This window comes from Thermocrispum sp. (assembly GCF_002919275.1).
In the GTDB taxonomy this organism is placed as follows: Bacteria; Actinomycetota; Actinomycetes; order Mycobacteriales; family Pseudonocardiaceae; genus Thermocrispum; species Thermocrispum agreste.
The window spans coordinates 1-25,256 of record NZ_PKFA01000069.1 but is presented as its reverse complement, the minus strand read 5'-3'; the positions used below and the strand labels follow the sequence as shown (position 1 = coordinate 25,256).

Here is a 25,256-nt window from a genome sequence, read left to right as displayed (position 1 = left end):
CGGCGCACGCATCTTCAATCGACAAACGCTCATAAAGGAAAGACACGGCCCGCCGGGCCGTGCCGTACGCCCGTCATGATAGCACGCTGAGCGGGTACGACGGCCGGTTGCGGCGACGGGATCCGGGCGTCCGGCGCGCGATTCACCCCGTTGGCCGCTCACCTCTTGACAGATATTCGGGAACCGAATATGAGCATCCGAATACGTTTCCGGCGACCGGCCGCCCGACGCTCTTGATCACCGTGCGTAGTGGCCTGCCGTCGTCCCCGGGCGGCACCAGAACCTCCTTGCGGCCACCCTCCTCGCCGGTGGCGTTGCGCACGCGCACGATGCACACGGCAGGCTTGCCGGGGTCGTCCCGCGTGACGCGGAACGTCACCTCCATGGCGTCACCAGGCCGTTCGGAGTAGCCGATGGTCTCCGCGGTGATGGGTTCGCTGCCCAGGTTGACGTACGCCACGTAGGCCACCAGCACGCACGCGACGGCGACCAGCACACCGGCGATCCACCGGCCGGTGGATTGTTTCATCATCGGTGTGCGTTGTCTGCCATAGCGGCCCTCCGGCAGCGGGCGCGCGGTCGGTTCTCCGTTCACGCCGATCCGAACCCCTCCGGGCGGTAGCCGTCGACAGGACAGGACAATGGAGTCCGACCCTACCGGGGGTCGGTTCGACGAGGCAGAGAAGGGGGCGTGGCTTGACCGAGGACAACCACCCCACACGCCCGGGCGGGTTGCGCTTGATGGCGGTGCATGCGCACCCGGACGACGAATCCAGCAAGGGAGCGGCCACGATGGCCCGCTACGTGGCCGAAGGCCACCAGGTGCGGGTGGTCACCTGCACCGGGGGTGAGGCGGGCAGCGTGCTCAACCCGAAGATGGATCGTCCGGAAGTGGTGCAGAACATCGCCGCGATCCGCCGCGAGGAAATGGCCAGGGCAGCGGCCATCCTCGGGATCAGCCACCGTTGGCTGGGCTTCGTCGACTCCGGGTTGCCGGAAGGCGACCCGCCGCCCCCGCTGCCGGAAGGGTGCTTCGCGCTGGTGCCGGTGGAGGAGGCCGCCGAGCGGCTGGTGCGCGAGATCCGCGAGTTCAAGCCGCACGTGATCGTCACCTACGACGAGAACGGCGGCTACCCGCACCCGGACCACATCCGCACCCACGAGGTGTCGATGGAGGCGTGGCAGGCCGCGCCCGACCCGAACCGGTTCCCGGACGCCGGTGAGCCGTGGCAGCCGTTGAAGCTCTACTACTCGCACGGGTTCTCCCGCTCCAAGATCGTGACGTTCCACGAGGCGTTGCTGGAGCGCGGCATGGAATCGCCGTACCAGGAGTGGCTCGAGCGATGGGATCCGGACCGGCCGGACGTGATCGAACGGGTCACCACGCGGGTCGAGTGCGCGGACTACTTCAAGGTGCGCGACGAGGCGCTGAAGGCGCACGCCACGCAGATCGACCCGGATTCCCGCTGGTTCGCGGTGCCGGTCGAGCTGGAGCGGGAGCTGTGGCCGACCGAGGAGTACGAGCTGGTGCACTCCCTGGTCGACACGACCTTGCCGGAGGACGACCTGTTCGCCGGCATTCCGAAGGAGACCTCATGACGTTGGTGCCGCCCCCGGCGACCGGGGCCGCCGTCACGGCCGCGTTGGTGCTGGCGCAGCAGCCGGGCACCAACGACACGCCCGGCAAGGAGGAGTTCGGCAAGTCCTCCCCGCTGGGTCTGGTCGTGCTGTTGCTGTTCCTGATCGCGGTGGCTCTGCTGGTGCGGTCGATGACCAAGCACCTGAAGCGGATCCCGGAAAGCTTCGACGAGCCAGGCGAGCAGGACGCCGGGCGTGACCAGGACGGCCCCTCGGCGGGCGAGCAGGCGAAGGCGACGGACGAGCCGACGCCTGACCCGGCAGACCAGGAACCCGAGTCGTCGACAGCGGAACAGACCGGCGCAGCGAGACGCGACGATCCAGGCGGGCCAAGCGCACCATGACAGTGACTATCCGGAGGGCCGTCGCCGACGACGTCCCGGAAATCGTGGCACTGCTGGCCGACGACTCGCTCGGCGCCAAGCGTGAGTCGCCGGACGACCTGACGCCGTACCAGGTTGCTTTCAAGGCCGTCGACGCCGACCCGAACCAGCTGCTGGTGGTCGTCGAGCACGAAGGCGCGGTGGTGGGCACCGCGCAGCTCAGCTACATACCGGGGCTGTCCCGCCGCGGGGCGCTGCGCGCGCAGATCGAGGGTGTGCGGGTGCGCAGCGACCAGCACGGCACCGGTCTCGGTGAGCGCATGATGAGGTGGTTGATCGACACCGCACGGGAACGGGGCGCGGACGTCGTGCAGCTGACTTCCGACGTGTCCAGGGAAGGCGCGCACCGGTTCTACCAGCGGCTCGGCTTCCAACCCACCCATGTGGGCTTCAAGATGGCGTTGTGACCGGACGAGCAGGCACGCTCACTCCTTGATACGCGACGGCGGTCCGGCGGCGGAGTCTGCCAGGCTGGGGGTATGACGAATCGGCTTGCCGACGCCTCCAGCCCGTATCTGCGCCAGCACGCGGACAACCCGGTCGATTGGTGGCCGTGGTGCCCGGAAGCGCTGGCCGAGGCGAAGCGCCGGGACGTGCCGATCCTGCTGTCGGTCGGCTATGCCGCGTGCCACTGGTGCCACGTGATGGCCCACGAGTCGTTCTCCGACGAGCGGCTGGCCAAGGTGATGAACGCGAACTTCGTGAACATCAAGGTCGACCGGGAGGAACGGCCGGACATCGACGCGGTCTACATGACCGCCACCCAGGCCATGACCGGGCACGGCGGCTGGCCGATGACCTGCTTCCTGACGCCGGACGGCGAACCGTTCCACTGCGGAACGTACTACCCGCCGGAGCCGTTCGGCCGCCTGCTGGAAGCGGTGGCCGCGACGTGGCGGGAACGGCGTGCCGAGGTGATCGAGGCGGGCAAGCAGGTCGTCCGGCACATCGAGCAGCGCACCGGCCCGCTGCGCGCCGCGCCGGTCGACGCGGACACGCTGGTGGCCGCCGCCGATCGGCTGGCCGAGGACGAGGACGTCCGGCACGGCGGATTCGGTGACGCGCCGAAGTTCCCGCCGTCGATGGTGCTGGAGTTCCTGCTCCGTCGGTACGAGAACGGCGGTGGGCGGCAGCCGCTGGACGTCGCGGCTCGCTGCGCGGAGGCGATGGCCCGCGGCGGCATCTACGATCAGCTCGCGGGCGGGTTCGCGCGCTACTCGGTCGACGCGGCCTGGGTCGTGCCGCACTTCGAGAAGATGCTTTACGACAACGCCCTGCTGCTGCGGGCGTACGCCCACCTGGCTCGGCTGGTTCCCGGCGAAGCCGTCGGTGCCCTCGCTCGCCGGGTGACCGAGGAAACGGCGCAGTTCCTGCTCACCGACCTGCGCACCGCCGAAGGCGCATTCGCCGCGTCGCTGGATGCCGACACCGAGGGTGAGGAGGGCAAGACCTACGTCTGGACGCCGGCTCAGCTGGTGGAGGTGCTGGGGCAGGAGGACGGCGCGTGGGCGGCCGAACTGTTCGGTGTGACGGCGGAGGGGACGTTCGAGCGTGGCACGTCGACCTTGCGGTTGCTGAAGGATCCGGACGATCCGGAACGCTGGCGGCGGGTGCGCGCGGACTTGCTGGCCGCCCGGCGCGCGCGTCCTCAACCGGCACGGGACGACAAGGTGCTGGCCGAATGGAACGGCTTGGCGATCACCGCGCTGGCAGAGGCGGGCAGGGCGTTCGGCAGGCCGGAGTGGATCGGCGCGGCGGAAGCAGCCGCCGAGTTCGTGCTCGGCGAGCACGTGGTCGACGGCAGATTGCGCAGAAGTTCCCGCGCCGGGGTGGTCGGCGACGCCGCCGGAGTACTCGCGGATTACGGATGCTTCGCTCATGGGCTGCTGGCGCTGCATCAGGCAACCGGTGACGGGAAGTGGCTGTCCGCGGCGACCGATCTGCTCGACACCGCGGTGGACCGGTTCGCCGACGCCCAGCACCCTGGCGCGTACTTCGACACCGCCGAGGATGCCGAGGCCCTGGTCCAGCGGCCGGCCGATCCGACGGACAACGCCAGCCCGAGCGGGGCGTCGGCGCTGGCCGAAGCGCTGCTTGCGGCGTCCGTGCTGGTCGGCGGCTCGAAGGCGAGCGAGTACCGGCGGCGGGCCGACGAGGCGCTGGAGCGCGTCGGGATGCTGCTGACCCACCAGCCACGGTTCGCCGGTCACTGGCTGACGGTCGCCGAGGCGGCACAGGCGGGCCCGGTCCAGGTCGCCGTCGTCGGCGAGGATGCGGACGACCGGACGGAGCTGGAGTCCGCGGCGGTGGCCGCGGTCCCCGGCGGGGCAGTGGTGGTCTCCGGCCAACCGGATGCGCCGGGTGTTCCGCTGCTCGCGGGCCGGCCGTTGGTGTCGGGAAGCTCTGCTGCTTACGTCTGCCGGGGCTACGTGTGCGACCGGCCCACGACCGACGCCGCTGAGCTGACCACGGCCTTGACCGGTGCCCGGCTCGCCTAGCCGGCCGTGCGCATGCGGCCGGCTCGCCGTCGAGCCAGGAACAGAAGCGGCGGAGCAGGACCACCACGTCGGTGCCTGAATGCGCGTCTCGGCGCCCGGCTGGTCGAGCCGCGGCGCGCTGCGGATTTCGCTGGCGGGATGCGTTCTCGGCTCGCGGGTGAGGGTGGTTTCCTCTCGCGTGGGTGCGTCCTCGGCTTGCGCGCGGGTGCTCTAGCAACCGCAGCGCGGTGCTTTTGTGTGGGTTGGCCGCCTCGGCTTGCGCGGGCGCTGCCTACTCGCGTGGATGTGCTCGCCGCTGGCGTGGCCGGGCTTCTCACCCACGTGGCCGGTTCCCTGCTCGCGCGGACGAGCCATTTCACGTACCAGGACCTGCCGTGGCAGACCGGGCTCCCTGTTCGCGTGGATGAGCCTCTGCTTGCGTGGACGAGCCTGGCGTCGGCGACAGCGAGTCGCTGTCGCCCGGGCTCCCCGCTCGCGTGGACGAGCCTCACGGGCCATTGACCGGTACACCGGGCGGCAGCCGGGCTTCCCCGCTCGCGTGGACGAGCCAGGAGCTGTACGGCCCGGCGTGGCCCGCCGAGCCGGGCTTCCCCGCTCGCGTGGATGAGCCCCCGCTGGCCTGGGCGGGCTCCCCGCTCGCGTAGACGAGCCGGATCGGTACCGCCCACACGCGGTGGTGAACCCCGCGGGTTCCCTGCTTGCGCGGACGAGCCCTGGCCGGTCTGGTCGCGATCGCGGCGGCCGCGGCGGGTTCCCTGCTCGCGTGGACGAGCCACTACTCCACGTACCAGGACTCGGCCGTGGCAGACCGGGCTCCTCGCTCGCGTGGACGAGCCCTCGCTCGTGTGGGCAGGCTCCCCGCTTGCCTGGGCGAGTCCCTCGCGTGGCCGGGCGTCTCACCCGCGTGGCCGGGCTCCCTGCTCGCGCGGACGAGCCTCTGCTTGCGTGGACGGACCCCCGCTCGTGTGGACGCGCTCTCCGTCTGCTCGATGTCAGCCGAATTCAGCTGCCGGTGAACGCGGCCGCCGCGCCTTCCCGTCGGAGCGTAACTTTGCTACTACTGTAATTCTGTAATCAGGAGTGGCAATGTATCGGCACTTCACGGGAGAGCGGTTCATGGGGCACGGGTGGAAAGCGCGTGGCCGTGGTGGCTGGCACCAGGCGGAAGTGCCGCCGGCCGACGATGCGGCGGCCTGGTTCGCCGGGCGCCTGCCGGACGACTGGTTCACCGGCCCGCCCGAGGTCAGCGTCGACCGCGAGGAAATCATCGTGATCGGCGAGCTTCCCCCGCTGGAGGAAGAGTTCACCGACGACGCCGACCGTGCCGCCGCCGTCGCGGGCCGCATCGCCCGCTTCCGCGAGCAGACGCGGGAGACGCGCATGCAGATCGCCCGTCAGGCGGAACACCGGTACCAGCGCAAAGTGGCCTGGGGTGTGCGACTGGGCGACGCCCGGGAGGTCTTCACGACGCTGTCGGTTCCGGTCATGACGCGGCTGCGTCAGCCGGAGCGCAAGGTGCTGGACACGCTGGTCGACGCCGGGGTGGCGCGGTCTCGTTCCGAGGCGCTGGCCTGGTGCGTGCGCCTGGTCGGTGAGCACGCCGAGGAGTGGCTGGACGAGTTGCGCCGGGCCATGCAGGCGGTGGACGACCTGCGTGCGCGCGGCCCGCAGCTGTAAGCCGGCTACCCCGCGTAGGAGTACACGCAGAACCAGATCGCGATCATGTGGCACAGCGCCGCCGCGGTCACGAAAGCGTGGAACATCTCGTGGTAGCCGAAGACCTTCGGCCACAGAGTGGGTTTCTTCATCGCGTACATCAGCGCGCCGGTGGTGTAGAGAACTCCACCGGCCAGCAGCAGCACCAGCGCGGCGATGCCCACCGACTCGGCCAGCTCCGGCAGCACGAAGACGGCCACCCAGCCCACCACGTTGTAGGCGATCACGCCCAGCCAGCGCGGCGCGTCGGGCCAGAACAGCTTGAGCATCACGCCCGCGAGCGCGCCCGTCCACACCACCGCCAGCACGATCCAGCCGGTCGGTTGCGGCATGGCCAGCAGCGTGAACGGGGTGTAGGTGCCCGCGATGAACAGGAAGATCATCGAGTGGTCGAGCCGCTTCATCCACATGTAGACGCGGTAGCTCACCCAGATCCGCCGGTGGTACAAGGCGCTGACACCGAACATGCCCAGCACCGTCGCCACGTACACCGAGCATGTCAGCGCGGCGAACCCGGAGACCTGGGCGGCGGACAGCGAGATGAGCGCGGTCCCGGCCACCAGGGTGGCCAGGAACGACCAGTAGTGGATGTGCCCCCGCAGGCGCGGGCGCTGGGCAGCGGCCTGCACATGCGGCGGAGGCAGCTCTTCGGCGTCGTTCCTGCGCGGAGAGGTAACGCTCACGCGGCGGCCTTCCTGGTCTTCCCGGCTGCTGGAGATTTCAGGCTACGGCACCGTAGGTTGCCCGCGCATCCGCAGCCCGGCCCGGACCACCCACGTGGACTAGGCGCCGCCGTCGCCAGGTGCGCGGACGGCCGCGGCGCGGACAGCAGTAGAGTTCCCCTGTGAGTCTGCGGTCATGGGCGTCGAAGATCATCTACGGCCTGTACGAGAAGCGGCTGATCCAGCAGACCGCCGGCAAGCGGCCGCGGCACGTGGCCATCATGCTGGACGGCAATCGCCGCTGGGCCAGGGAAGCAGGCTTCACCAACGTCAGCCACGGTCACCGGGCGGGCGCCCGCAAGATCGCCGACTTCCTCGGCTGGTGCCGGGAGATGAGCATCGAGTACGTCACGCTGTGGCTGCTGTCCACCGACAACCTGAAGCGGTCGCCGGAAGAGGTCGAGTCGCTGCTGGAAATCATCGGCGACGTGGTCGACGACCTGGCCGAACCGCAGCACCCGTGGACGCTGCGCATCATGGGCGCGCTCGAGGTGCTGCCGGAGGACTTCACCAAGCGGCTCACCGCGGCGGCCGAGCGCACCCAGGGACGCAACGGCATGGTGGTCAACGTGGCGGTCGGCTACGGCGGCCGCCAGGAGATCGCCGACGCGGTGCGCAAGATGCTGCTACAGCACGCCAGCGAGGGCACGTCGATCACCGAGCTGGCCAAGATGCTCGACGTCGACCACATCTCCGAGCACCTGTACACCTCCGGCCAGCCCGACCCGGACCTCATCATCCGCACCTCCGGCGAACAGCGGCTGTCCGGCTTCCTGCTGTGGCAATCGGCCCATTCGGAGTTCTGGTTCACCGAGACGTACTGGCCGGCCTTCCGGCGCGTGGACTTCTTGCGTGCGTTGCGTGAATTCTCCTGGCGGCAACGCCGGTTCGGCGCGTGAGTCAACCGCCGATCGGGTCAGCAGCCCGACGGAACGTGACGTCAAATGTTGGTGAATCACCTGTGTGGCAGCCTGCGCGTTGTCGGTACGGCGCGGTAGCTTGCCAGTGACGGCCCGGACGAAGGCACGGGTCGTCCCGGGAGGCCCTGGGACGTGACTACAGTCAGCCGAGCGGTTCGATCGCTCACCCGACTCACGCGAGGGCCGGCACCCGGCCTTCGTGCTGACGCCGCCTGACTCGGGCGGCGGGTGGCCACGGACGGCGGGGTGCCCGGCCGACGCGCGACAGCAGGGCGCGGGTGCCGCGCCCTCGAGGGAGAAGCCGTGACTGTGCAGCGTTCGTCCCGCAAGGCCGCGACGGAGGTTCCGCTATCCGGCGCCAGTGCCGCCCGGATCGGGCATTCCCCGGACGCCGCGCCCCCGACATCAGCTCGCCGGACATTCGTGCTGGACACGTCGGTGCTGCTGTCCGACCCGTGGGCGCTGACCCGGTTCGCCGAGCACGCGGTCGTGCTCCCGTTGGTGGTCGTCAGCGAACTGGAGGGCAAGCGGCACCACCCCGAGCTCGGGTGGTTCGCCCGTGAAGCACTGCGCTTGCTGGACGACCTGCGCAGGCAGCACGGCAGGCTCGATGCCCCGGTGCCGATCGGCGAGGACGGCGGTACGGTCCAGGTGGAGCTGAACCACTCCGACCCCGGGGTGCTGCCTGCCGGCTTCCGCACCGACTCCAACGACCATCGGATCCTGGCCTGCGCGTTGAACCTGAGCGCGGAGCGGGAGCACGTCACGCTGGTGACCAAGGACATCCCGCTGCGGGTGAAGGCAGGCGCGGTCGGCCTGCGCGCCGACGAGTACCGGGCCCACGATGTGGTGCCGTCCGGCTGGACGGGCATGCAGGACGTGGAAGTCCCGCAGGAGTCGTTGGACGCCCTTTACAAGAACGGCGTGGTCGATCCGGCCGACTTCGGGCTCACCGGCCTCGGTGACCTGCCGTGCCACACCGGGCTGCGGCTGCTGTCCGGCTCGTCGTCGGCCTTGGGCCGGATCACCGAGGACAAGCGGGTGCAGCTGGTCCGCGGCGACCGGGAGGCGTTCGGGTTGCACGGCCGGTCCGCCGAGCAGCGCATCGCGCTCGACCTGCTGCTCGACCCGGACGTGGGCATCGTGTCGCTGGGCGGCCGGGCGGGCACCGGCAAGTCCGCGTTGGCGCTGTGCGCCGGCCTGGAAGCGGTGATGGAACGCAGGCAACACCGCAAGGTCGTGGTGTTCCGCCCGGTGTACGCCGTCGGCGGCCAGGACCTCGGCTATCTGCCCGGCACCGAGAACGAGAAGATGCAGCCGTGGGCGCAGGCGGTGTTCGACACGCTCGGTGCGCTGATCTCGCAGGACGTGCTGGACGAGGTCCTCGACCGGGAAATGCTCGAGGTCCTGCCGCTCACCCACATCCGGGGGCGTTCGCTGCACGACTCGTTCGTCATCGTCGACGAAGCGCAGTCGCTGGAGCGCAACGTGCTCCTGACCGTGCTGTCGCGGCTGGGCAGCGGGTCACGGGTGGTGCTCACCCACGACGTCGCCCAGCGGGACAACTTGCGCGTCGGCCGCTACGACGGGGTGTCCGCGGTCATCGAAAAGCTCAAGGGACATCCGCTGTTCGCGCACATCACGCTGACCCGCTCGGAGCGTTCGCCGATCGCCGCACTGGTCACCGAGATGCTGGAGGACTACGGCATGTGATCGCCAAGCCGGGCGCCTGCCCGGGGTCCGGTGGCACATCCGGCTGCCGGCCCCGGGCATGGCGTGGCGCTCACGCTGCGGGCGCGGGACGTCACCAGCCGCTGGGCAGCGGCCGCCCCTCGTTGAACCCGGCGGCGGACTGCACGCCGACGACCGCCCGCCGGTGGAACTCCTCCAGGTTCGCCGCACCGGTGTAGGTGCACGCCGACCGCACGCCCGCGCAGATCGCGTCCAGCAGGTCCTCCACGCTCGGCCGGGCCGGGTCCAGCGCCATCCGCGACGACGAGATGCCTTCCTCGAACAGCGCCTTGCGGGCCTTCTCGTAGGGGTTTTCGGAGCGGGTGCGGGCCTCCACCGCGCGCTTGGACGCCATGCCGAACGACTCCTTGTACGGCCGCCCGTGCTCGTCGTAGTGCAGGTCGCCGGGGGATTCGTAGGTGCCGGCGAACCACGAGCCGATCATCACCGCGGAGGCGCCCGCTGCGAGCGCCAACGCGACGTCCCGCGGGTGCCGGATGCCGCCGTCGGCCCATACGTGCTTGCCTAGCGCCCGCGCGGCCGCGGCGGTCTCCACCACGGCGGAGAACTGCGGCCTGCCCACACCGGTCGCCATCCGCGTCGTGCACATCGCACCGGGTCCGACGCCGACTTTGACGATGTCGGCTCCGGCCTCGATCAAGTCTCGGGTGCCTTCCGCGGTCACCACATTGCCTGCCACGACAGGAACCTGCGGGTCGAGCGATCGCACGGCGCGCAGCGCTTTGATCATCTTCTCCTGGTGGCCGTGCGCGGTGTCCACGACGAGCACGTCGATCTCGGCGTCGAGCAGGGCCTTGGCCTTCGCCGCGACATCGCCGTTCACTCCGATCGCCGCCGCGACGCGCAAGCGCCCGGCCGCATCCACCGCGGGACGGTAGATAGACGCGCGCAGCGCCCCGACCCGGGTGAGCACCCCGGCCAGGCGTCCGTCGTCGTCCAACCCGAGGGCGAGCTGTTCGCCGTGCGCATGCAGCTCGTCGAACACCTCACGGGCCGGTGTCGTCATCGGCAGCTGCACCTGCGCTTGCTGCGCGATGTCTCCGAGCCGGGTGAACCGGTCCACCCCGGAGCACGCCCGCTCCGGCACGATGCCCGTCGGGCGGCCGTCAGCATCCACCACCACGACCGCTCCGTGCGCGCGCTTGCCCATGAGGTTGACCGCGTCCACCACGGCGTCGTCCGGGGCCAGGGTCAGTGGGGTGTCCCACGTGGTGTCGCGCTGCTTGACCCAGGACACGATGTCGGCGACCGCGTGCGGGTCGACGTCCTGTGGCAACACCACCAGGCCACCGCGCCTGGCCACCGTCTCGGCCATGCGGCGCCCAGCCACCGCGGTCATGTTGGCCACCACGATCGGGATCGTGGTGCCGGTGCCGTCGACGGTGGCCAGGTCGACGTCGAAGCGCGACTCCACCGACGAGGCCGTCGGCACCAGGAATGCGTCGTCGTAAGTCAGGTCGTACTGTGGTTCACGCCCGTTGAGGTACTGCACGAGACCACGCTACGGGTCAGCGCAGCATTGCGCGAACAGTGTCGATGGTGTCGGCCTCGGCGGGGGTCTTGTCCGGGCGGTAGCGGACCACCCGCGCGAACCGCAACGCGACCCCGCCCGGGTACCTGCTCGACCGCTGCACTCCGTCCAGCGCGATCTCCACGACCAGCGCGGGTCGCATCCGCACCAGCCAGTCCGTCGACTCCACCGCGTACCGCGGGAACACCTCGGTCTGCCAGCGCAGCAGCTCGTCCGTGAGTCCCTTGAACGTCTTGCCGACCATGATCGGCGGTCCGCCGTCCGGATCCCGCGCGCCCAGGTGCAGGTTCGACAGGTAGCCGGTGCGCCGTCCGTGCCCCCACTCGGCGCCCAGCACCACCAGGTCCAGCGTGTGCACCGGCTTGACCTTCAGCCACGCCTTGCCGCGTCTGCCCGCGGCATAGGCGGAGTCGAGGTTCTTCACCACCACGCCCTCGTGCCCGTCGGTCAACGCCGACGAGAGCACCTGGTCCGGATCGTCCGGCCCGACCTCGCCCGGGATCACGTGCTCGCCGGCGACCGAGTGCAGCGCTTCCCGCCGCTCGTGCAGCGGTGCATCCAGCAGGTCCACGCCGTCCACGTGCAGGCAGTCGAAGAAGTACGGCCGCAGCAGCAGGGCACGCACTTGCTCCTCGCTGGTGGCACCGAACCGTGCCTGTGTCTCCTGGAAGGGGCGCGGACGGCCGTCGTCGGTCAGTGCAAGCGTCTCGCCGTCGAGCACGACCGAACGGCACGGCAACGCGCGCACCAGCTCGGCCAGCTCGCCGACGTGCGGGGTGATCTCCCGCAGCGTGCGGGTCCAGATCCGCACCCGCCCGTCGTACTTGTGCACCTGGATCCGGGCACCGTCCAGCTTGTACTCCACCACGGAGCGGTCGTGGACCTCCATCGCCTCGGACAGCGACCCGGCCGGGGATGCCAGCATCGGCCGCACCGGGCGGCCCAGCTCCAACCGGAACGAATCCAGCGCGGCCGGATCACCCGAGAGGGCCGCCGCCGCGGTCTCCGGCAGGCGGCCGCTGAGCATGAACGCTCGGCGTACCGACTCGGCGGGCGCGCCCGAAGCGGCCGCGATGCCGTCCAGCATCACCCCCTCCAGCGCGCCCTGGCGCAGTTCGCCCAGGATCAGCTGCACCAGGAACCGCTGCTCGGCCTCGGTCGCCCGACGGAAGAGCTGCTGCAGCACGGTCAGCCGTGCGGTGGTGGAGCCGGGGCCCGGCGGGGTCTCGGCGATCGCGGTCAGTGCCTGATCGACCTCGGTGACGGTCAGCTGCGGCTCGGCGGTCGGTTCGGCCTCCAGCGCGGACAGGGTGCGCCAGCCGACGCCCAGCCTGCCCTGGGTGAGCTGGCCGGACAAGAACGCGACCACCGCCGCGCGCTCGCCCGGCCCGGCCTGGCGCAGCAGCGCGGCCAGCTCGGCGACCTTCGCTTTGCGCGAACGAGTGGCGGCGACGGCTTCGGAGGCCGCGACGACGGTGGTCAGCAGCATGTGTCCATCATGCCGCCGGACCACGACGAATTCGCTGGTTGCGGATGCCCGGCGGCGTCAGCCGGGAGCGGTCGCCCAGCCGACGTGCCCGGTCCGGTGCCGCTCCAGGGCTGTCGCGGCTGGTTGCGCTCGTGGTTTGTGAGTCGGTGGTTCTGGCGAGTTCGTGTGGGGTGGTTCGGTGCGGCAGCCCATCGGCCGCAGCCCGGCTCACGGCTTACTTCCGACTGTCCGCTCGGCCGTGTCCGGCCGCCTACTCGGCAGTCCCCGGCTGCGAGTGCCACGACCATCCGCGTTCCGCCCCACCGGGACTCGGTGGCGGTGCGGTACTCGTGGGTCGAGTGAACGCCCGCGGATGGCCGCCGCGGCGGGGCTCGAGCCGCGGTGGGACCCGCGGTCGCTGATCGATCAGCACGCCATGCCCGGGGTACCGGCCTGCCGGGTCGTTGCGCTCCGCGGCTAGCCTGCGTTGCCGCGGGCCATCCGCAGCACGTCGAGTGCTTCGTCCAGCTGTTCCTCGGTGATCTTGCCGTTGGCCACATGGCCGCGCTCGACCACCACATCGCGGATGCTCTTGTTCTCGGCCAGCGCCTGCTTGGCGATCGCGGCGGCTTCCTCGTAGCCGAGGTAGCGGTTCAGCGGGGTGACGATGGACGGCGAGCCCTCCGCGTAGGCCCGGGCGCGCTCGGCGTTGACCTGCAGGCCGGCGAAGACCTTGTCGGCGAGCAGCCGGGACACCGCGGACAGCAGCCGTGCCGACTCCAGCACGTTCCTGGCGATCACCGGCAGGTTCACGTTGAGCTGGAAGTTGCCTTGCGCCCCGGCGAACGCCACGGCCGCGTCGTTGCCGACGACCTGGGCGACCACCTGCAACGTGGCCTCGCAGATGACCGGGTTGACCTTGCCGGGCATGATCGACGACCCCGGCTGCAGGTCGGGCAGCGCCAGCTCGGCCAGGCCCGCACGCGGGCCGGAACCGAGCCAGCGCACGTCGTTGGCGATCTTGTGCAGCGCCACCGCGGCGGCACGCAGCTGACCGGACGCCTCCACCACGGAGTCCTGCGACGCCTGCGCTTCGAAGTGGTTGCGCGCCTCGGTCACCGGCAGCCCGGTCACCCTGGCCAGCTCCTCGGCCACGGCGGCGCCGAATCCGGGTGGCGCGTTCAGGCCGGAGCCGACAGCCGTGCCGCCGATGGCCAGCTCGCCCAGCCGGGGCACCGACGCCTCCAGTCGCTCGACCGAGAACCGCAGCTGGGCGGCCCAGGCGCCGGCTTCCTGCTGGAAGGTGATCGGCACCGCGTCCATCAGGTGCGTCCGGCCGGACTTCACCAGGTCGCCCCACTCCGCGGCCCGGCCTTCGATGGTCTCCGCCAGGTACGACAGAGCCGGGATGACGTCGCGCACGACCGCTTCGGTGGCGGCCAGGTGCAGCGTGGTGGGGAACGTGTCGTTGGACGACTGCGACGCGTTGACGTGGTCGTTGGGGTGCACGTCCCGGCCGAGCCGCCTGCTCGCCAGGGTCGCGATGACCTCGTTGGCGTTCATGTTCGACGAGGTCCCTGAGCCGGTCTGGAACACGTCGATGGGGAAGTGCTCGTCGTGCTTGCCCTCGGCGACTTCGTCGGCGGCGTCGGCGATGGCCTTGGCCAGCTCGTCGTCGAGCACACCGAACCGGCCGTTGACCCGGGCACAGGCGGCTTTCAGCAACCCGAGCGCCCTGATCTGGGATCGCTCCAGGCCACGTCCGGAGATGGGGAAGTTCTCCACCGCCCGCTGGGTCTGCGCCCGGTAGAGGGCATTGGCGGGCACGCGCACTTCGCCCATCGTGTCGCGTTCGATGCGGTAGCCGTCCGGTGCGCCAGTGTTGTCGACCATGCCTCGAGTCTGGCCCGGCGCGCGCGGCGCGGCCACTCATCGCGAGTTACGTCTCGTCTGCCGAGCGGCGCGCGCGAAGAACCGCACGACCGGTGTGACCGGGATAACCTTCCGGTATGAGCCGCCTCGAAGTCGATCTGCTCATCGTCGGCGCCGGGCCCACCGGCTTGTTCGCCGCCTACTACGCCGGGTTCCGCGGGCTGAGCTGTGCCGTGGTCGACTCGCTGCCCGAGCCGGGCGGGCAGATCACCGCGATGTACCCGGAGAAGCAGATCTACGACGTGGCCGGATTTCCCGCGGTGCTGGGCCGGGACCTGGTGGCGGCACTGGTCAAGCAGGCCGAGCAGGCCGACCCGCACTACCTGCTGGGCTGCAAGGCGACCACGCTGACCGAAGCCGGCGACAAGCTCGAGGTCGGCATCGAGGGTGGGGACCCGGTGCGCACCAGGGCGGTGTTGATCACCGCGGGCATCGGGGAGTTCACCCCACGCCCGCTGCCCGCCGGGCAGGAGTGGATGGGGCGCGGGGTGGTGCATTTCGTGCCGTCGCTGCAGGAACACAGCGGCAAGCACGTCATCGTGGTCGGCGGGGGAGACTCCGCTTTCGACTGGGCGCTGGCGTTGCATCCGATCGCGGCCAGCGTGACGCTGGTGCACCGCCGCGCCCGGTTCCGTGCCGCGGAGTCGGTGGTGGCGCGAGCCCGGGAGCTGGGCATCCCGATCATCACCGACGCCGAGGTGACAGCGATGTTCGGCGACGATCGGGTACGCGAGGTGGAGATCACGCGGAAGGGCGCCGATCCGGTCCGCATGCCGGCGGACACGGTCGTCGCCGCGCTGGGCTTCACGGCCGATTTGGGCCCGATCGAGCAGTGGGGCTTGGAGATCGAGCGACGGCAGATCGTCGTGGACACCCGGATGGCGACCACGCGGCCGAACGTGTTCGCGGCGGGTGACGTGGCGACCTATCCGGGGAAGGTCAAGTTGATCGCGACCGGGTTCGGAGAAGCCGCAACGGCGGTGAACAACATCGCGGTGACCCTGGACCCGCACGCGCACCTGTTCCCGGGGCATTCCTCTGACATGTGACGGACAAGTGACGATGCGGGCCCGCCCGGGCGGGCCGCTTGGCGAGTGTGGAGACGGGTTCACCGCGTGACTGTCACGAGGCTTCTACCGCGCCCCCGGTGGTCTGGCTGACCCACTCCGCGTCCGCCACCACGTTGGCGTCCACCGACGGCCTTGTGCCGCACCCGAACGGGCCGCGGTTGGTGGCTCCGATCAGCACTCAGGTGCCGTTCTCCTTGCTGATCTGTGGGCCGCCCGAGTCGCTGGTCGCCCTGGTATCGCCGTGGGCGGCTTGTCCCGGTATCGCCGTGGGTGGCTTGTCCTGGCATCGCCCGTGGTCACGGCAGTTGCCACGGCTTGCGTGCCGCGCGGCCGCGGCTGCCCGCCGCCCCAGCTGTCCCGCCGAGCGCACAACGAAGGGCCCACGAGGTCGTGGGCCCTTCGCTCACCGGGAGGGAGATATCAGTGCGTGGTCTTGACGGCTCCGCCGGTCGACTTGGCGATCCAAGCGGAGAAGGCTGCGGCGTTGGTGTAGATGGACGGGTCGTCCGCGCACCGCACGCTTCTCCCACCGAGACGGCTGGTGACGCCGATGAGCCGCCAGGCGCCACCCTCCTTGGTGATCATCGGACCACCGGAGTCGCCGAAACAGGGGCCGGAAGCCGCGGTGGTGCTGCCGACGCACAGCTCGGTCTTCGGGTCGATCAGGCCGGCGCGGCAGTTGTTCGGCCCGACCAGGGTGACGTCCAGCTCCTTCAGCAGGTCGGAACCCGCGTCAGCGCCCTGCTGCGGCGTGATCTGCCCCCAGCCGAGCAGCCGGCCGGCCGTGCCGACCTCGGTCACCGAGCCCAGCGAGACGGGCTCGGCCTGCAGGGGTTCGGCCAGCTTGATCAGTGCGATGTCGTTGCTGGTGCCCAGCCAGCCGGGATGGACGACGAAGCGGTCCGGCTGCACCAGCTCGCCGCCGGAGGTGCGGTCGTTGCTGCCGATGCGCAGCCTGATCTGAGCGGGCCGGAATCCGTCGACGCAGTGCGCGGCGGTCAGCACCCACTCCGGGGCGATGACCGACCCGCCGCAGAAGTGCTTGCCCGAGTACTGCAGCGAGGCGACGAACGAGTATTCCTCGGTGGCCTGTGTCCCGCCGACGATCAACGGCTTGACGTCGGCTGCGGTGTCTGCGGAAGCGCTCGGCGCCGTCAGCCAGCTCACCGCGGTGGCCACCGCCGCGACCAGACCGGTGACCAGAGAACGTTTCCGCATGCGGTGATTTCTCCTTCCGTAGGGCGCCGGCTCGGCCGACAGCTCTGACAAGCGGAAGGTAAGTGCGGCCCGCTCCGCAACGACACCTGCGAAAGTAGGGGCGCGGCCTGCCGTTTCCCCGGAGGCCAACGGTTTTGCATTCACGGACAATGGGCCGGGTTTCCTCCCGGGTCGGCTTTCCTCCGCTCGTCGGCATTTGCAGCAATGTGCTGCGAGGGTGAGCACGGCCGAGGACCAGCGCGGGGTTTCGCTTGTCGAGGTGTTGGGGCGGCTGGGTGCTCGGCGTGCTGTCCGGCGTCGCAAGGCTTCGCCCGTTCGACGCGGTCAGGGCCGTCCGCTCACGGCACCGTCGGTGGCGTTCGCGATCCATTCGCTGTGGGCAGGTGCGAAGGTGTAGATCGTTGGGGTTTTCCCGCACCCGTCGGCGTCCCCGCCCAAGCGGCTGGCGACCCCTACCAGCACCCAGGCATTGCCTTCCTTGGTGATCATTCCGGTGCCGGAGTCGCCGAAGCAGGGACCGGAGCCGGCCGTCGGCCCGGCGACGCACAGCTCGTCGTCCGGGCTGATCGACGCGTCCCGGCACTCGTGCGGCTCGATCACGGTCACGTCCAGCTCCTGCAGGATGTCGGGACCGTAGTCGTCGGGATCGTTCGTGGTCCGGCCCCAGCCGAGGACGCGCCCGTCGGTGCCGACGTCGGCCGAGGTGCCCAGCGTGATCGGCTCGGCTGTCACCGGCTTCGCCAGCTTGACCAGCGCGATGTCGTCGGAGCCGTCGTGCCAGCCCGGGTGGACGACGATCGTGTCGGCCCGCGCCTCTTCACCGCCTGACGTGCGGTCGATACTGCCGACGCGCAACGTGAGCTGGGCGGGCTGGACGTCGGCGACGCAGTGTGCGGCGGTCAGCACCCACTCCGGAGCGACCAGGGAGCCACCGCAGAAGTGATCGCCGGAGTACTGAATCGAGACGGCGAACGGGTAATCCTCGGTGGCGTCATGCCCGCCGAGGATGAACGGTCTGACGTCGGAGTTGCCGTCCGCGAAAGCAATCGGCGCCATCAGGCTGCTGAGCACCGCGACTGTCGCAGCCGCCAGTCCTGCCCGCAGCAATCGTTTCGTCATGCGGTGCTTCTCCCTCCTTGGTACGCGAGCGCACCTGAGCGCTCGGGCACGGAAGGTAAGTGCGGGGTCGGAGGAAAAGCACCGGCGAAAGTAGGGCAATGGCGAGAATCGCCCGATGGATTGTTGTGCTGTGATTTCTTGCCTTCTTACGCAACCTTGCGATGCCTGACGCGTCTGCACCAATCGCGTGCGCGTGAAGAAGGGTCCACCGGTGACCCGGCGGACCCCTCGCTGGTGCTGCGCGAGAATCAGCTCGCTGCGCTGACCGCGCCTCCGGTGACGTCGTTGATCCAGTCGGCGTGCGCGACGGTGCTGGTGTAGATCGACGGTTCGATCGCGCACGTGGAGCTGCCGCCGGAGCGGCTGGTGGCGCCGATCAGCACCCAGTTGCCGCCTTCCTTGGCGATCTGCGGGCCGCCGGAGTCGCCGTAGCACGCGCCCGAGTCACCGCCGGGGTTGTCGGTGCACAGCTCGGTCGCCGGGTCGATGTAGCCGCCCCTGCATCCGCTCGGGTCGACCACCGACACGTCCAGTTCCTGCAGGTAGTCCGCGCCGTTGTCGGCGCCGGGGAACGGCGTGGTCTGGCCCCAGCCGAGGATGCGTGACGTGGTGCCGACGTCGGCCGAGGTGCCCAGCGCGATCGGCGTGGCCTGCACCGGCGCGGCGAGCTTGATGACCGCGATGTCGTTCGCGATGTCGTAGTCCGGGTGGATGGTGATGGAGGCAGCCCGCGCCACTTCGCCGCCGGAGGTGCGGTCGTTGCTGCCGATGCGCAGCTGGATGGACGACGGGCTGGTGCCTTCCACGCAGTGCGCAGCGGTGACCACCCATTCGGCCGCGACCAGCGACCCGCCGCAGAAATGCCTGCCGCCCTGCTGCAGCGAAACGATGAACGAGTATTCCTCGGTGGCGTCGTGCCCGCCGACGATGTAGGGCTGGACGTCGTCCTTGGTGTCTGCGGGTGCGGCGAGGGCGCCGGTTGCCGCCACACCACTCACAGCCGTGGCTGCCGCCGCCAGGAGTCCCACCACCAGAGAACGTTTCCGCATGTTCTCTTCCTCCTTCCGTCGTCGCCGGCATCCGCCGACGGAGTGCATTGGTGACGGAAGGTAGGGGTCATGACCGAACGTGTGACACCCGCGAAAGTAGGGATCCGTCAACTGTTTACGTTTGGTCGCGAAAAGTCGTGAACCATGTTCTCGATGACCTGTGCGGCGTTCGCGCATGGGAAAGCCCCGACGTCCGGGTCGGATCGCCGGGGCCGTGGTGGACCGAGTGAGCGGCCGGGCCGTGCTCGAGGAGCGGATCGCGTGCCCGCCGCCTGCTGGGAGGGCGGCGCGGTGCTCACCGGAGCCCCGGCAGCAATGCCGGCGTGCCCGCCGCCTGCTGGGAGGGCGGGCTACGGCAGTGGCGGCACAGCCCGCTCGTCGCCCTTCCGGTCGAAGTCGACCGAGGAGTAGGCGCGCAGCTTGGTCAGCCGGTGGTAGCCCTCGATCATGCGCACCGTGCCCGACTTCGACCGCATCACGATCGAGTGCGTCGTCGCTCCGCCGGACCGGTAGTGCACGCCACGAAGCAGGTCGCCGTCGGTGACGCCGGTGGCGCAGAAGAACACGTTCTCGCCGCTGACCAGGTCGTCGGTGGTGAGCACCCGGTCGAGGTCGTGGCCCGCGGCGATCGCCTTCTCCCGCTCGGCGTCGTCCTTCGGCCACAACCGGCCCTGCAATGCGCCGCCCATGCACTTCATCGCCGCCGCGGCGATGATGCCCTCCGGGGTGCCGCCGATCCCCACCAGCATGTCCACACCGGTGGTGGGCCGCGCCGTCGCGATCGCCCCGGCCACGTCGCCGTCGGTGATGAACCGGATCCGAGCGCCCGCCTGGCGCACCTCCTCCACCAGCTTGGCGTGCCGTGGCCGGTCGAGAATGCACACCGTCACGTCGCTGACGTCGGTGTTCTTGGCTTTCGCCACGCGCCGGATGTTCTCCGCGACCGGCGCGGTGATGTCGACGACGTCCGCCGCTTCCGGGCCGACGGCCAGCTTCTCCATGTAGAACACCGCGGACGGGTCGAACATCGCGCCGCGCTCGGCCACCGCCAGCACGGCGAGCGCGTTCGGCATGCCCTTGCTCATCAGGGTGGTGCCGTCGATCGGGTCGACCGCGACGTCGCACTCCGGCCCGTCGCCGTTGCCGACCAGCTCGCCGTTGTACAGCATCGGGGCCTCGTCCTTCTCGCCTTCGCCGATCACCACCACGCCGCGCATGGACACGGTGCTGATCAGCTGGCGCATGGCGTCGACCGCCGCTTGGTCCCCGCCTTCCTTGTCACCGCGGCCGACCCAACGGCCGGCCGCCATGGCGGCTGCCTCGGTGACCCGGACCAGTTCCATGGCCAGGTTGCGGTCCGGGGCCTCGCCCCGGCGGGCGCCGGACCGGTCTGCGGTGGGGCTCGAGGTCTGCGGAGCCGGGTCGGTCGCGCTCATGGTGTCCTCCCGTCGTGACGCTCGTGGATACTCGCGAATCGCCGAGGTCTGGTCGGCTGTCGTGCGGCGTTACTCGCCCTCGCCGGGTTTGTCGGGGTCCTCGCCGACGGAAGCCAGCTTGTCGTCGATGCGTTTGCGGGCGCCTTCCAGGTGCCGCTCGCACACCCGGGCGAGTTCTTCGCCCTTCTCCCACAGCTCGAGGGACTCTTCCAGCGACAGGCCACCCGCTTCCAGCTCGCGCACCACCTCGAGGAGCTGGTCGCGAGCCTGCTCGTAGCCGAGCGCGGAATAGCCGTTGGATTCGCCGCTCATGGTTCGATCCTGGCAGACGATTCGCTGTCACCGGTATCGGGCGTGACGGTGTCGACAACCGCGTGGACCGCGCCGTCGGCCAGCCGCACGCGCAGTTCGGCGCCGACGGCGGCATCCTCCACCGAGCGCAGCACGGTCAGCGATCCGTCCGGCCGGCGCACCTGCACCACGGCGTAACCACGCGCCATCGTCGCCGCCGGTCCCAGCGCCGCGAGCCGGCCGCGTGCGGTGGCCAGCTTCGCCTGTTCGGCGGACAGCGCGGTCAGCACGGCACGGCGGACGCGCTCCCGGGCCAGCCGTATCTCGTCGGCGCGGCGATCCAGCGGGCCGTACGGATCGGCCAGCACCGGGCGGCTGCGGATCTGCGCAAGCCACTCGCACTGGGTCTCCACCCAGCCGCGGAGGGCGCGGCGGCACCGCTGACGCAGTTCGGCGACGCGCTCCGCCTCCACCGCGACGTCCGGCACGATGCGCTTGCCCGCATCGGTCGGCGTCGAGCAGCGCACGTCGGCAACCAGGTCGAGCAACGGGGAATCCGGCTCGTGGCCGATGGCCGACACGACCGGCTTGCGGGTGCGCGCCACCTCGCGGCACAGGCGTTCGTCGGAGAACGGCAGCAGATCCTCCACGCTGCCGCCGCCACGAGCGATGACGATGACGTCGACATCGGGGTCGGCGTCCAATTCCTGCAAGGCACGGACGATCTGCGGGACGGCCATGGGCCCTTGGACCGCGGTGTTGTAGACGGTGAACCGGACCGCAGGCCAGCGGGCGTGTGCGTTCGCCAGCACGTCCCGTTCCGCGGCGGACGCCCGGCCGGTGATGAGCCCGACGCCTTTGGGCAGGAACGGCAGCGGGCGCTTGCGTTCGGGGGCGAACAGGCCCTCGGCGGCCAGCAGCCGGCGCAGCCGCTCGATGCGGGCCAGCAGTTCGCCGATGCCGACCGTGCGGATCTCGGTCGCCCGCATGCTGATGGTGCCCCGGTTGACGAAGAAGTTGGGGCGCGCCTGCACCACGATGCGCGCGCCGTCCCGCAGCGGCGGCTGCACCTCGTCGAGCAGCCCGACCGGGCAGGTCACCGTCAGCGAGACGTCCGCGGCCGGGTCACGCAGGGTCAGGAACGCGGTCCTGGTGCCCGGCCGCGCGGTGATCTGAGTGATCTGGCCTTCCATCCACACGTGCCCGAGCCGGTGGATCCAGTCGGCGATCTTGCGCGCGACGGTGCGTACCGGCCACGGCCGCTCCGGCGTCGGGCGCTCGCGATCCACCTGCGCGGGCTCGGCCGTCACGGCGCGGAGTCACCTCCGGTCAACCGTTCGATCCGCCGCTGCAGCATCCCGGCGTAGGACGGCCGGTTCGAGCTGGCCTTTTCGTAGGCCAGCAGTTCGGACAGCTGCGTGACGTCGAACGTGCGCAACCTGGCGCGCAGCTGCGCCAGGGACAGCTGGTCGTAGTTCGGCAGCCAGCTCGGCGCCCGCGGGCCGTCGCCCTGCTCCGGGTCGTCGTTCGGGTCGGCGTCGCGGGCGGCCACCTCGCGCGCTTCCGCCTCCCACGGAGACTCCTCGCTGTCCTCGACGGCCGTCCGCTCGCTTGCGGCCGCGCGGTCGAACAGGCTGGTGCGGGCGCTGGCCGCGGAGCCGGAGCCATTGCGCTCCGCCCGCGGCGCCGGGACGGAGACCACGCTCGCGAATTCCTCGGCGGTCTCCTCCAGGTCCTCGTCGAACGTCGCCCAGCTCGGGGTTTCCTCCACCGGCCGGAGCGCGGACAGCGCCTCGTCGCCCTTCAACGCCAGCTCGGTGATGTGCTGCTGGACGCGCATGGACGTCTGCAGCACGTGGCTGACCACGGTGATCGGCAAGCCGATCAGCTGACGGGGCAGATCCTTGGCGCGCTCGCGGGCGGTGACGAACAACCCGGCCGCGACCCGTACCGGCAGGGGAAGTGGCTTCATGCGCCCAGTCTCTCTCACCTGAGTGGCGGACCCAACCCTGAGGTGACGGAACTGTGGATGAGTCCACCCCTGTGGAGAACTGCCCCGCCCCAAGCCGGCGGAGGGCCGACACCGCACCGCTGGTCATGCGCATGGAGCAGTGCGGGCTGTGGCCGGGCGCGATGCCCTGGCCACGCGATGACGAAGGACGAAGGTGTCCGTGGCGGGCTCGTGGCCGCCAGGGGTGCCACGGCTCACCTGCGGAGGCTTCCTCGGTCCGGTTGCACGTGGACAGCACCATGACGGTGCCACGGCTCACCTGCGGAAGCTTCACCCGGGTGGATGCCCGTAGGGTAGGGGGCATGAGTACGGGCAAGCGGGTGTTGCTGGCCAAGCCGCGCGGCTACTGCGCGGGGGTCGACCGGGCGGTCGTCACCGTGGAGAAGGCCCTGGAGAAGTACGGGCCGCCGGTGTACGTCCGCAAGGAGATCGTGCACAACCGGCACGTCGTCGACACCCTCCGCAAGCGCGGCGTCATCTTCGTCGAGGAGCTGTCCGAGGTCCCGGAAGGGGCGCTCGTGGTGTTCTCCGCGCACGGTGTCTCGCCTGCCGTGCGCGCCGAGGCGGCCGCCCGCAACCTCCGTACCATCGACGCCACCTGCCCGCTTGTCACCAAGGTGCACAAAGAGGTCAACCGCTTCGACCGCGAGGACTACGACATCCTGCTGATCGGCCACGAGGGCCACGAGGAGGTCGAGGGCACCGCGGGGGAGGCGCCGCACCGGGTCCAGCTGGTCGACACCGCCGACGACGTCGACAAGGTCACCGTGCGCAACCCGGAGAAGGTGGTGTGGCTGTCCCAGACAACGCTGTCGGTGGACGAGACGATGGAGCGGGTCGAACAGCTGCGCAAGCGCTTCCCCAAGCTGGCGGACCCGCCGTCGGACGACATCTGCTACGCCACGTCGAACCGGCAGACCGCGGTCAAGGCCATGGCCCCCGAGTGCGACCTGGTGCTGGTCGTCGGGTCGAAGAACTCGTCGAACTCCAACCGCCTGGTGGAGGTCGCGCTGCAGGCCGGGGCCAAGGACGCGTATCTGATCGACTACGCCGACGAGGTCGACGAGAAGTGGCTGGACGGCGTCGAGACGATCGGCGTGACCAGTGGCGCGTCCGTTCCGGACGTGCTGGTGCTGGAGCTGCTGGACTGGCTGTCCGAGCGCGGCTGGCGCGACGTCGAGGAGATCACCACCGCCAGCGAGAAGATCTCGTTCGCACTGCCCAGGGAGCTGCGCGACGCCAAGCAGCGGTCGCAGGTGCGCTGACCGCGTGGTCCCGTCAGCGGCCGGAGCCCGCGTGCCGGCTCGAGGACCCCGTCCGGTAGCCGGATGGTGCAGCCGAACCGGTGCGGCACGTCAGTTCACCGCGCCGTGCGCCGCAGCCAGTACAGCCCGAGCAGCGGCAGGACCACCGGAATGAACAGGTAGCCCTGGCCGAACACCGACCAGACCGTGGCGTCGGGGAACCATTCCGGGCGCAGCAGGCTGAGCGCGCCGATGCTCAGCACACCGGCGAGCTCGACGCTGCACGCGGCGAAGGCGATGCGGCGGGACACGGCGTTCCCCTTGGCCAAACACACCGTGGCCAGCACGTACACCAGCGCGGCGAACGCGGACAGCAGGTAGGCCAGCGGTGCCTGCTCGAACCTGGTGGCGATCTGCACCCCGGACCGCGCCGTGGCGGCGATCGCGAAGATCGCGTACACGGCGACCAGCAGCCGTCCGGGGCCGGAACGGGTGGTGGTGGCCAGATCGTCAGCCATGGGCAGCGTCCCAGATCTGATTCAGCCGCACGATGAGTACGGGGATCACCAGCAGCCCCACGATCAGCACCGTGTTGCCCCAGCGGCTGGTCTCGTTGCGCGCCCACAGCACGGCCAGCGGCAGCACGGCCGCGGCACCCAGCAGATAGCCGACGAACGTCGCGGTGTCCACGTCCCGTTCCGTCGACGCCACCAGCACGATGCTCCAGACCAGCAGCACCAACAGGCCGAGCTCGATCAACCCGAACAGGCTGAACAGCACACCGCCCGGCCGCCGCCCGCGCACCAGCGGGATCAGCAGCAGCGCAGCGGTCACCAGCGAGGCCCCGATCAGCGCCTCGGGCAGAACGTCAGGCATTGCGCAGCTCCGTCAGCCGGACTCGTCGGGATCCCACCGTCGGCTCCGCGGCGGAGGCGGTTGCCGACGCGGGCGAGGTGGTTCCGGACCTTCGCCACGCGGTGGCGGTTTGCGCGCCGGGCCACCCGCCGACGGGGGTGGCACCCGACGACGCGGCGGCACACCCGATGGCCCGCCCTCCGCCTCCCACGGCCTGGTCGGGGGCGGAGTGCGCCTGCCACGCACCGGGGGCCTGCCCACCGGGGCGGCCCGATCCGGACGCGGGTGCGGCCCGCTGTCCTGCATGCGCCGGGCAGGCGGCTCCCGCCGCGGGTGCGGGCCGGAATCGCGCAGGCCAGCGTCACGGCCACGGTTCGGCGCTGCCGGCTCGCGGCGGCGCGGG

Annotated in this window: 24 protein-coding genes; 9 read left to right on the top strand and 15 right to left on the bottom strand. The window is 70.5% G+C overall.

The window, feature by feature from the left end; genetic code table 11:
• Positions 1-142 precede the first annotated feature (142 nt).
• The gene (locus CXP56_RS18555; protein ID WP_084609272.1) at positions 143-532 is read right to left on the bottom strand and encodes a DUF4307 domain-containing protein; all 390 of its coding nucleotides are present in this window, start codon (positions 530-532) and stop codon (positions 143-145) included.
• A 209-nt stretch (positions 533-741) separates the two neighbouring features.
• Here CXP56_RS18555 and mca point away from each other — a divergent pair, with 209 nt between their 5' ends.
• The 5 genes from mca (at position 742) to abmR (ending at position 6,196) form a co-directional block, all read left to right on the top strand.
• The gene (gene mca, locus CXP56_RS18550; RefSeq protein WP_286902179.1) at positions 742-1,599 is read left to right on the top strand and encodes a mycothiol conjugate amidase Mca; all 858 of its coding nucleotides are present in this window, start codon (positions 742-744) and stop codon (positions 1,597-1,599) included.
• Complete coding sequence (locus CXP56_RS18545; protein ID WP_286902170.1) at positions 1,596-1,982, top strand: hypothetical protein; 387 nt, start codon at positions 1,596-1,598, stop codon at positions 1,980-1,982. Before mca ends, CXP56_RS18545 begins: the two co-directional genes overlap by 4 nt.
• A gap of 2 nt (positions 1,983-1,984) precedes the next feature.
• On the top strand, positions 1,985-2,428 hold the full coding sequence (locus tag CXP56_RS18540; RefSeq protein WP_502694581.1) for a GNAT family N-acetyltransferase: 444 nt from the start codon (positions 1,985-1,987) through the stop codon (positions 2,426-2,428).
• Between the two features lie 72 nt (positions 2,429-2,500).
• A complete protein-coding gene (locus tag CXP56_RS18535) occupies positions 2,501-4,519 on the top strand; it encodes a thioredoxin domain-containing protein (RefSeq protein ID WP_286902167.1) in 2,019 nt (672 codons plus the stop codon).
• 1,116 nt (positions 4,520-5,635) lie between these two features.
• Positions 5,636-6,196, top strand: a complete 561-nt coding sequence (abmR, locus tag CXP56_RS18530; protein WP_028847632.1) for an ATP-binding transcription factor AbmR — start codon at positions 5,636-5,638, stop codon at positions 6,194-6,196.
• A gap of 5 nt (positions 6,197-6,201) precedes the next feature.
• Here abmR and trhA read toward each other — a convergent pair whose 3' ends face one another.
• The gene (gene trhA, locus CXP56_RS18525) at positions 6,202-6,918 is read right to left on the bottom strand and encodes a PAQR family membrane homeostasis protein TrhA (RefSeq protein WP_038045009.1); all 717 of its coding nucleotides are present in this window, start codon (positions 6,916-6,918) and stop codon (positions 6,202-6,204) included.
• A gap of 161 nt (positions 6,919-7,079) precedes the next feature.
• Between trhA and CXP56_RS18520 the strand changes: the two genes are divergently transcribed.
• Both CXP56_RS18520 and phoH2 read left to right on the top strand, forming a co-directional pair.
• Complete coding sequence (locus tag CXP56_RS18520) at positions 7,080-7,856, top strand: isoprenyl transferase (RefSeq protein ID WP_286902165.1); 777 nt, start codon at positions 7,080-7,082, stop codon at positions 7,854-7,856.
• Between the two features lie 444 nt (positions 7,857-8,300).
• Positions 8,301-9,590, top strand: a complete 1,290-nt coding sequence (gene phoH2, locus CXP56_RS18515) for an RNA 5'-3' helicase PhoH2 (protein WP_502694582.1) — start codon at positions 8,301-8,303, stop codon at positions 9,588-9,590.
• 91 nt (positions 9,591-9,681) lie between these two features.
• On the opposite strand, the gene CXP56_RS18510 is transcribed toward phoH2, so the two are convergent.
• The 3 genes from CXP56_RS18510 to CXP56_RS18500 form a co-directional block, all read right to left on the bottom strand.
• Positions 9,682-11,121, bottom strand: coding sequence for a GuaB1 family IMP dehydrogenase-related protein (locus CXP56_RS18510; RefSeq protein ID WP_028847636.1), 1,440 nt, complete (start codon positions 11,119-11,121; stop codon positions 9,682-9,684).
• A gap of 16 nt (positions 11,122-11,137) precedes the next feature.
• Positions 11,138-12,649: an ATP-dependent DNA ligase gene (locus CXP56_RS18505; protein ID WP_286902162.1), complete on the bottom strand. Its 1,512-nt coding sequence runs from the start codon at positions 12,647-12,649 to the stop codon at positions 11,138-11,140.
• A 456-nt stretch (positions 12,650-13,105) separates the two neighbouring features.
• Positions 13,106-14,521 carry a class II fumarate hydratase gene (locus CXP56_RS18500; protein WP_286902160.1) on the bottom strand — a complete coding sequence of 472 codons (1,416 nt, stop codon included), beginning with the start codon at positions 14,519-14,521 and terminating at the stop codon, positions 13,106-13,108.
• Positions 14,522-14,637: 116 nt separating this feature from the next.
• On the opposite strand from CXP56_RS18500, the gene CXP56_RS18495 reads away from it, so the two are divergent.
• The gene (locus tag CXP56_RS18495; RefSeq protein ID WP_028847639.1) at positions 14,638-15,609 is read left to right on the top strand and encodes an NAD(P)/FAD-dependent oxidoreductase; all 972 of its coding nucleotides are present in this window, start codon (positions 14,638-14,640) and stop codon (positions 15,607-15,609) included.
• 73 nt (positions 15,610-15,682) lie between these two features.
• Here CXP56_RS18495 and CXP56_RS18490 read toward each other — a convergent pair whose 3' ends face one another.
• From CXP56_RS18490 to CXP56_RS18455, 8 genes are all read right to left on the bottom strand, one after another.
• Positions 15,683-15,808, bottom strand: a complete 126-nt coding sequence (locus CXP56_RS18490; protein WP_286902159.1) for a hypothetical protein — start codon at positions 15,806-15,808, stop codon at positions 15,683-15,685.
• Positions 15,809-16,050: 242 nt separating this feature from the next.
• Entirely contained in the window at positions 16,051-16,848 is a 798-nt protein-coding gene (locus CXP56_RS18485; protein WP_286902158.1) for a S1 family peptidase, read from the bottom strand.
• 324 nt (positions 16,849-17,172) lie between these two features.
• A complete protein-coding gene (locus tag CXP56_RS18480; protein ID WP_286902156.1) occupies positions 17,173-17,967 on the bottom strand; it encodes a S1 family peptidase in 795 nt (264 codons plus the stop codon).
• 248 nt (positions 17,968-18,215) lie between these two features.
• Positions 18,216-19,016, bottom strand: a complete 801-nt coding sequence (locus CXP56_RS18475; protein WP_286902155.1) for a S1 family peptidase — start codon at positions 19,014-19,016, stop codon at positions 18,216-18,218.
• A gap of 350 nt (positions 19,017-19,366) precedes the next feature.
• A complete protein-coding gene (glpX, locus tag CXP56_RS18470; RefSeq protein WP_028847643.1) occupies positions 19,367-20,452 on the bottom strand; it encodes a class II fructose-bisphosphatase in 1,086 nt (361 codons plus the stop codon).
• Positions 20,453-20,521: 69 nt separating this feature from the next.
• Positions 20,522-20,764: an exodeoxyribonuclease VII small subunit gene (locus CXP56_RS18465; protein WP_028847644.1), complete on the bottom strand. Its 243-nt coding sequence runs from the start codon at positions 20,762-20,764 to the stop codon at positions 20,522-20,524.
• Positions 20,761-22,053, bottom strand: a complete 1,293-nt coding sequence (gene xseA, locus CXP56_RS18460; protein ID WP_286902154.1) for an exodeoxyribonuclease VII large subunit — start codon at positions 22,051-22,053, stop codon at positions 20,761-20,763. Before xseA ends, CXP56_RS18465 begins: the two co-directional genes overlap by 4 nt.
• Positions 22,050-22,715 (bottom strand): lipid droplet-associated protein, encoded by a 666-nt coding sequence (locus tag CXP56_RS18455; RefSeq protein ID WP_028847645.1) that lies wholly within the window; start codon positions 22,713-22,715, stop codon positions 22,050-22,052. The genes xseA and CXP56_RS18455 overlap by 4 nt, the downstream gene beginning before the upstream one ends.
• Before the next feature lie 341 nt (positions 22,716-23,056).
• Here CXP56_RS18455 and CXP56_RS18450 point away from each other — a divergent pair, with 341 nt between their 5' ends.
• Positions 23,057-24,019 carry a 4-hydroxy-3-methylbut-2-enyl diphosphate reductase gene (locus tag CXP56_RS18450; protein ID WP_286902153.1) on the top strand — a complete coding sequence of 321 codons (963 nt, stop codon included), beginning with the start codon at positions 23,057-23,059 and terminating at the stop codon, positions 24,017-24,019.
• 95 nt (positions 24,020-24,114) lie between these two features.
• On the opposite strand, the gene CXP56_RS18445 is transcribed toward CXP56_RS18450, so the two are convergent.
• Positions 24,115-24,516, bottom strand: coding sequence for a hypothetical protein (locus CXP56_RS18445; RefSeq protein WP_028847647.1), 402 nt, complete (start codon positions 24,514-24,516; stop codon positions 24,115-24,117).
• Complete coding sequence (locus tag CXP56_RS18440) at positions 24,509-24,874, bottom strand: hypothetical protein (RefSeq protein ID WP_028847648.1); 366 nt, start codon at positions 24,872-24,874, stop codon at positions 24,509-24,511. Before CXP56_RS18440 ends, CXP56_RS18445 begins: the two co-directional genes overlap by 8 nt.
• Positions 24,875-25,256: the final 382 nt, after the last annotated feature.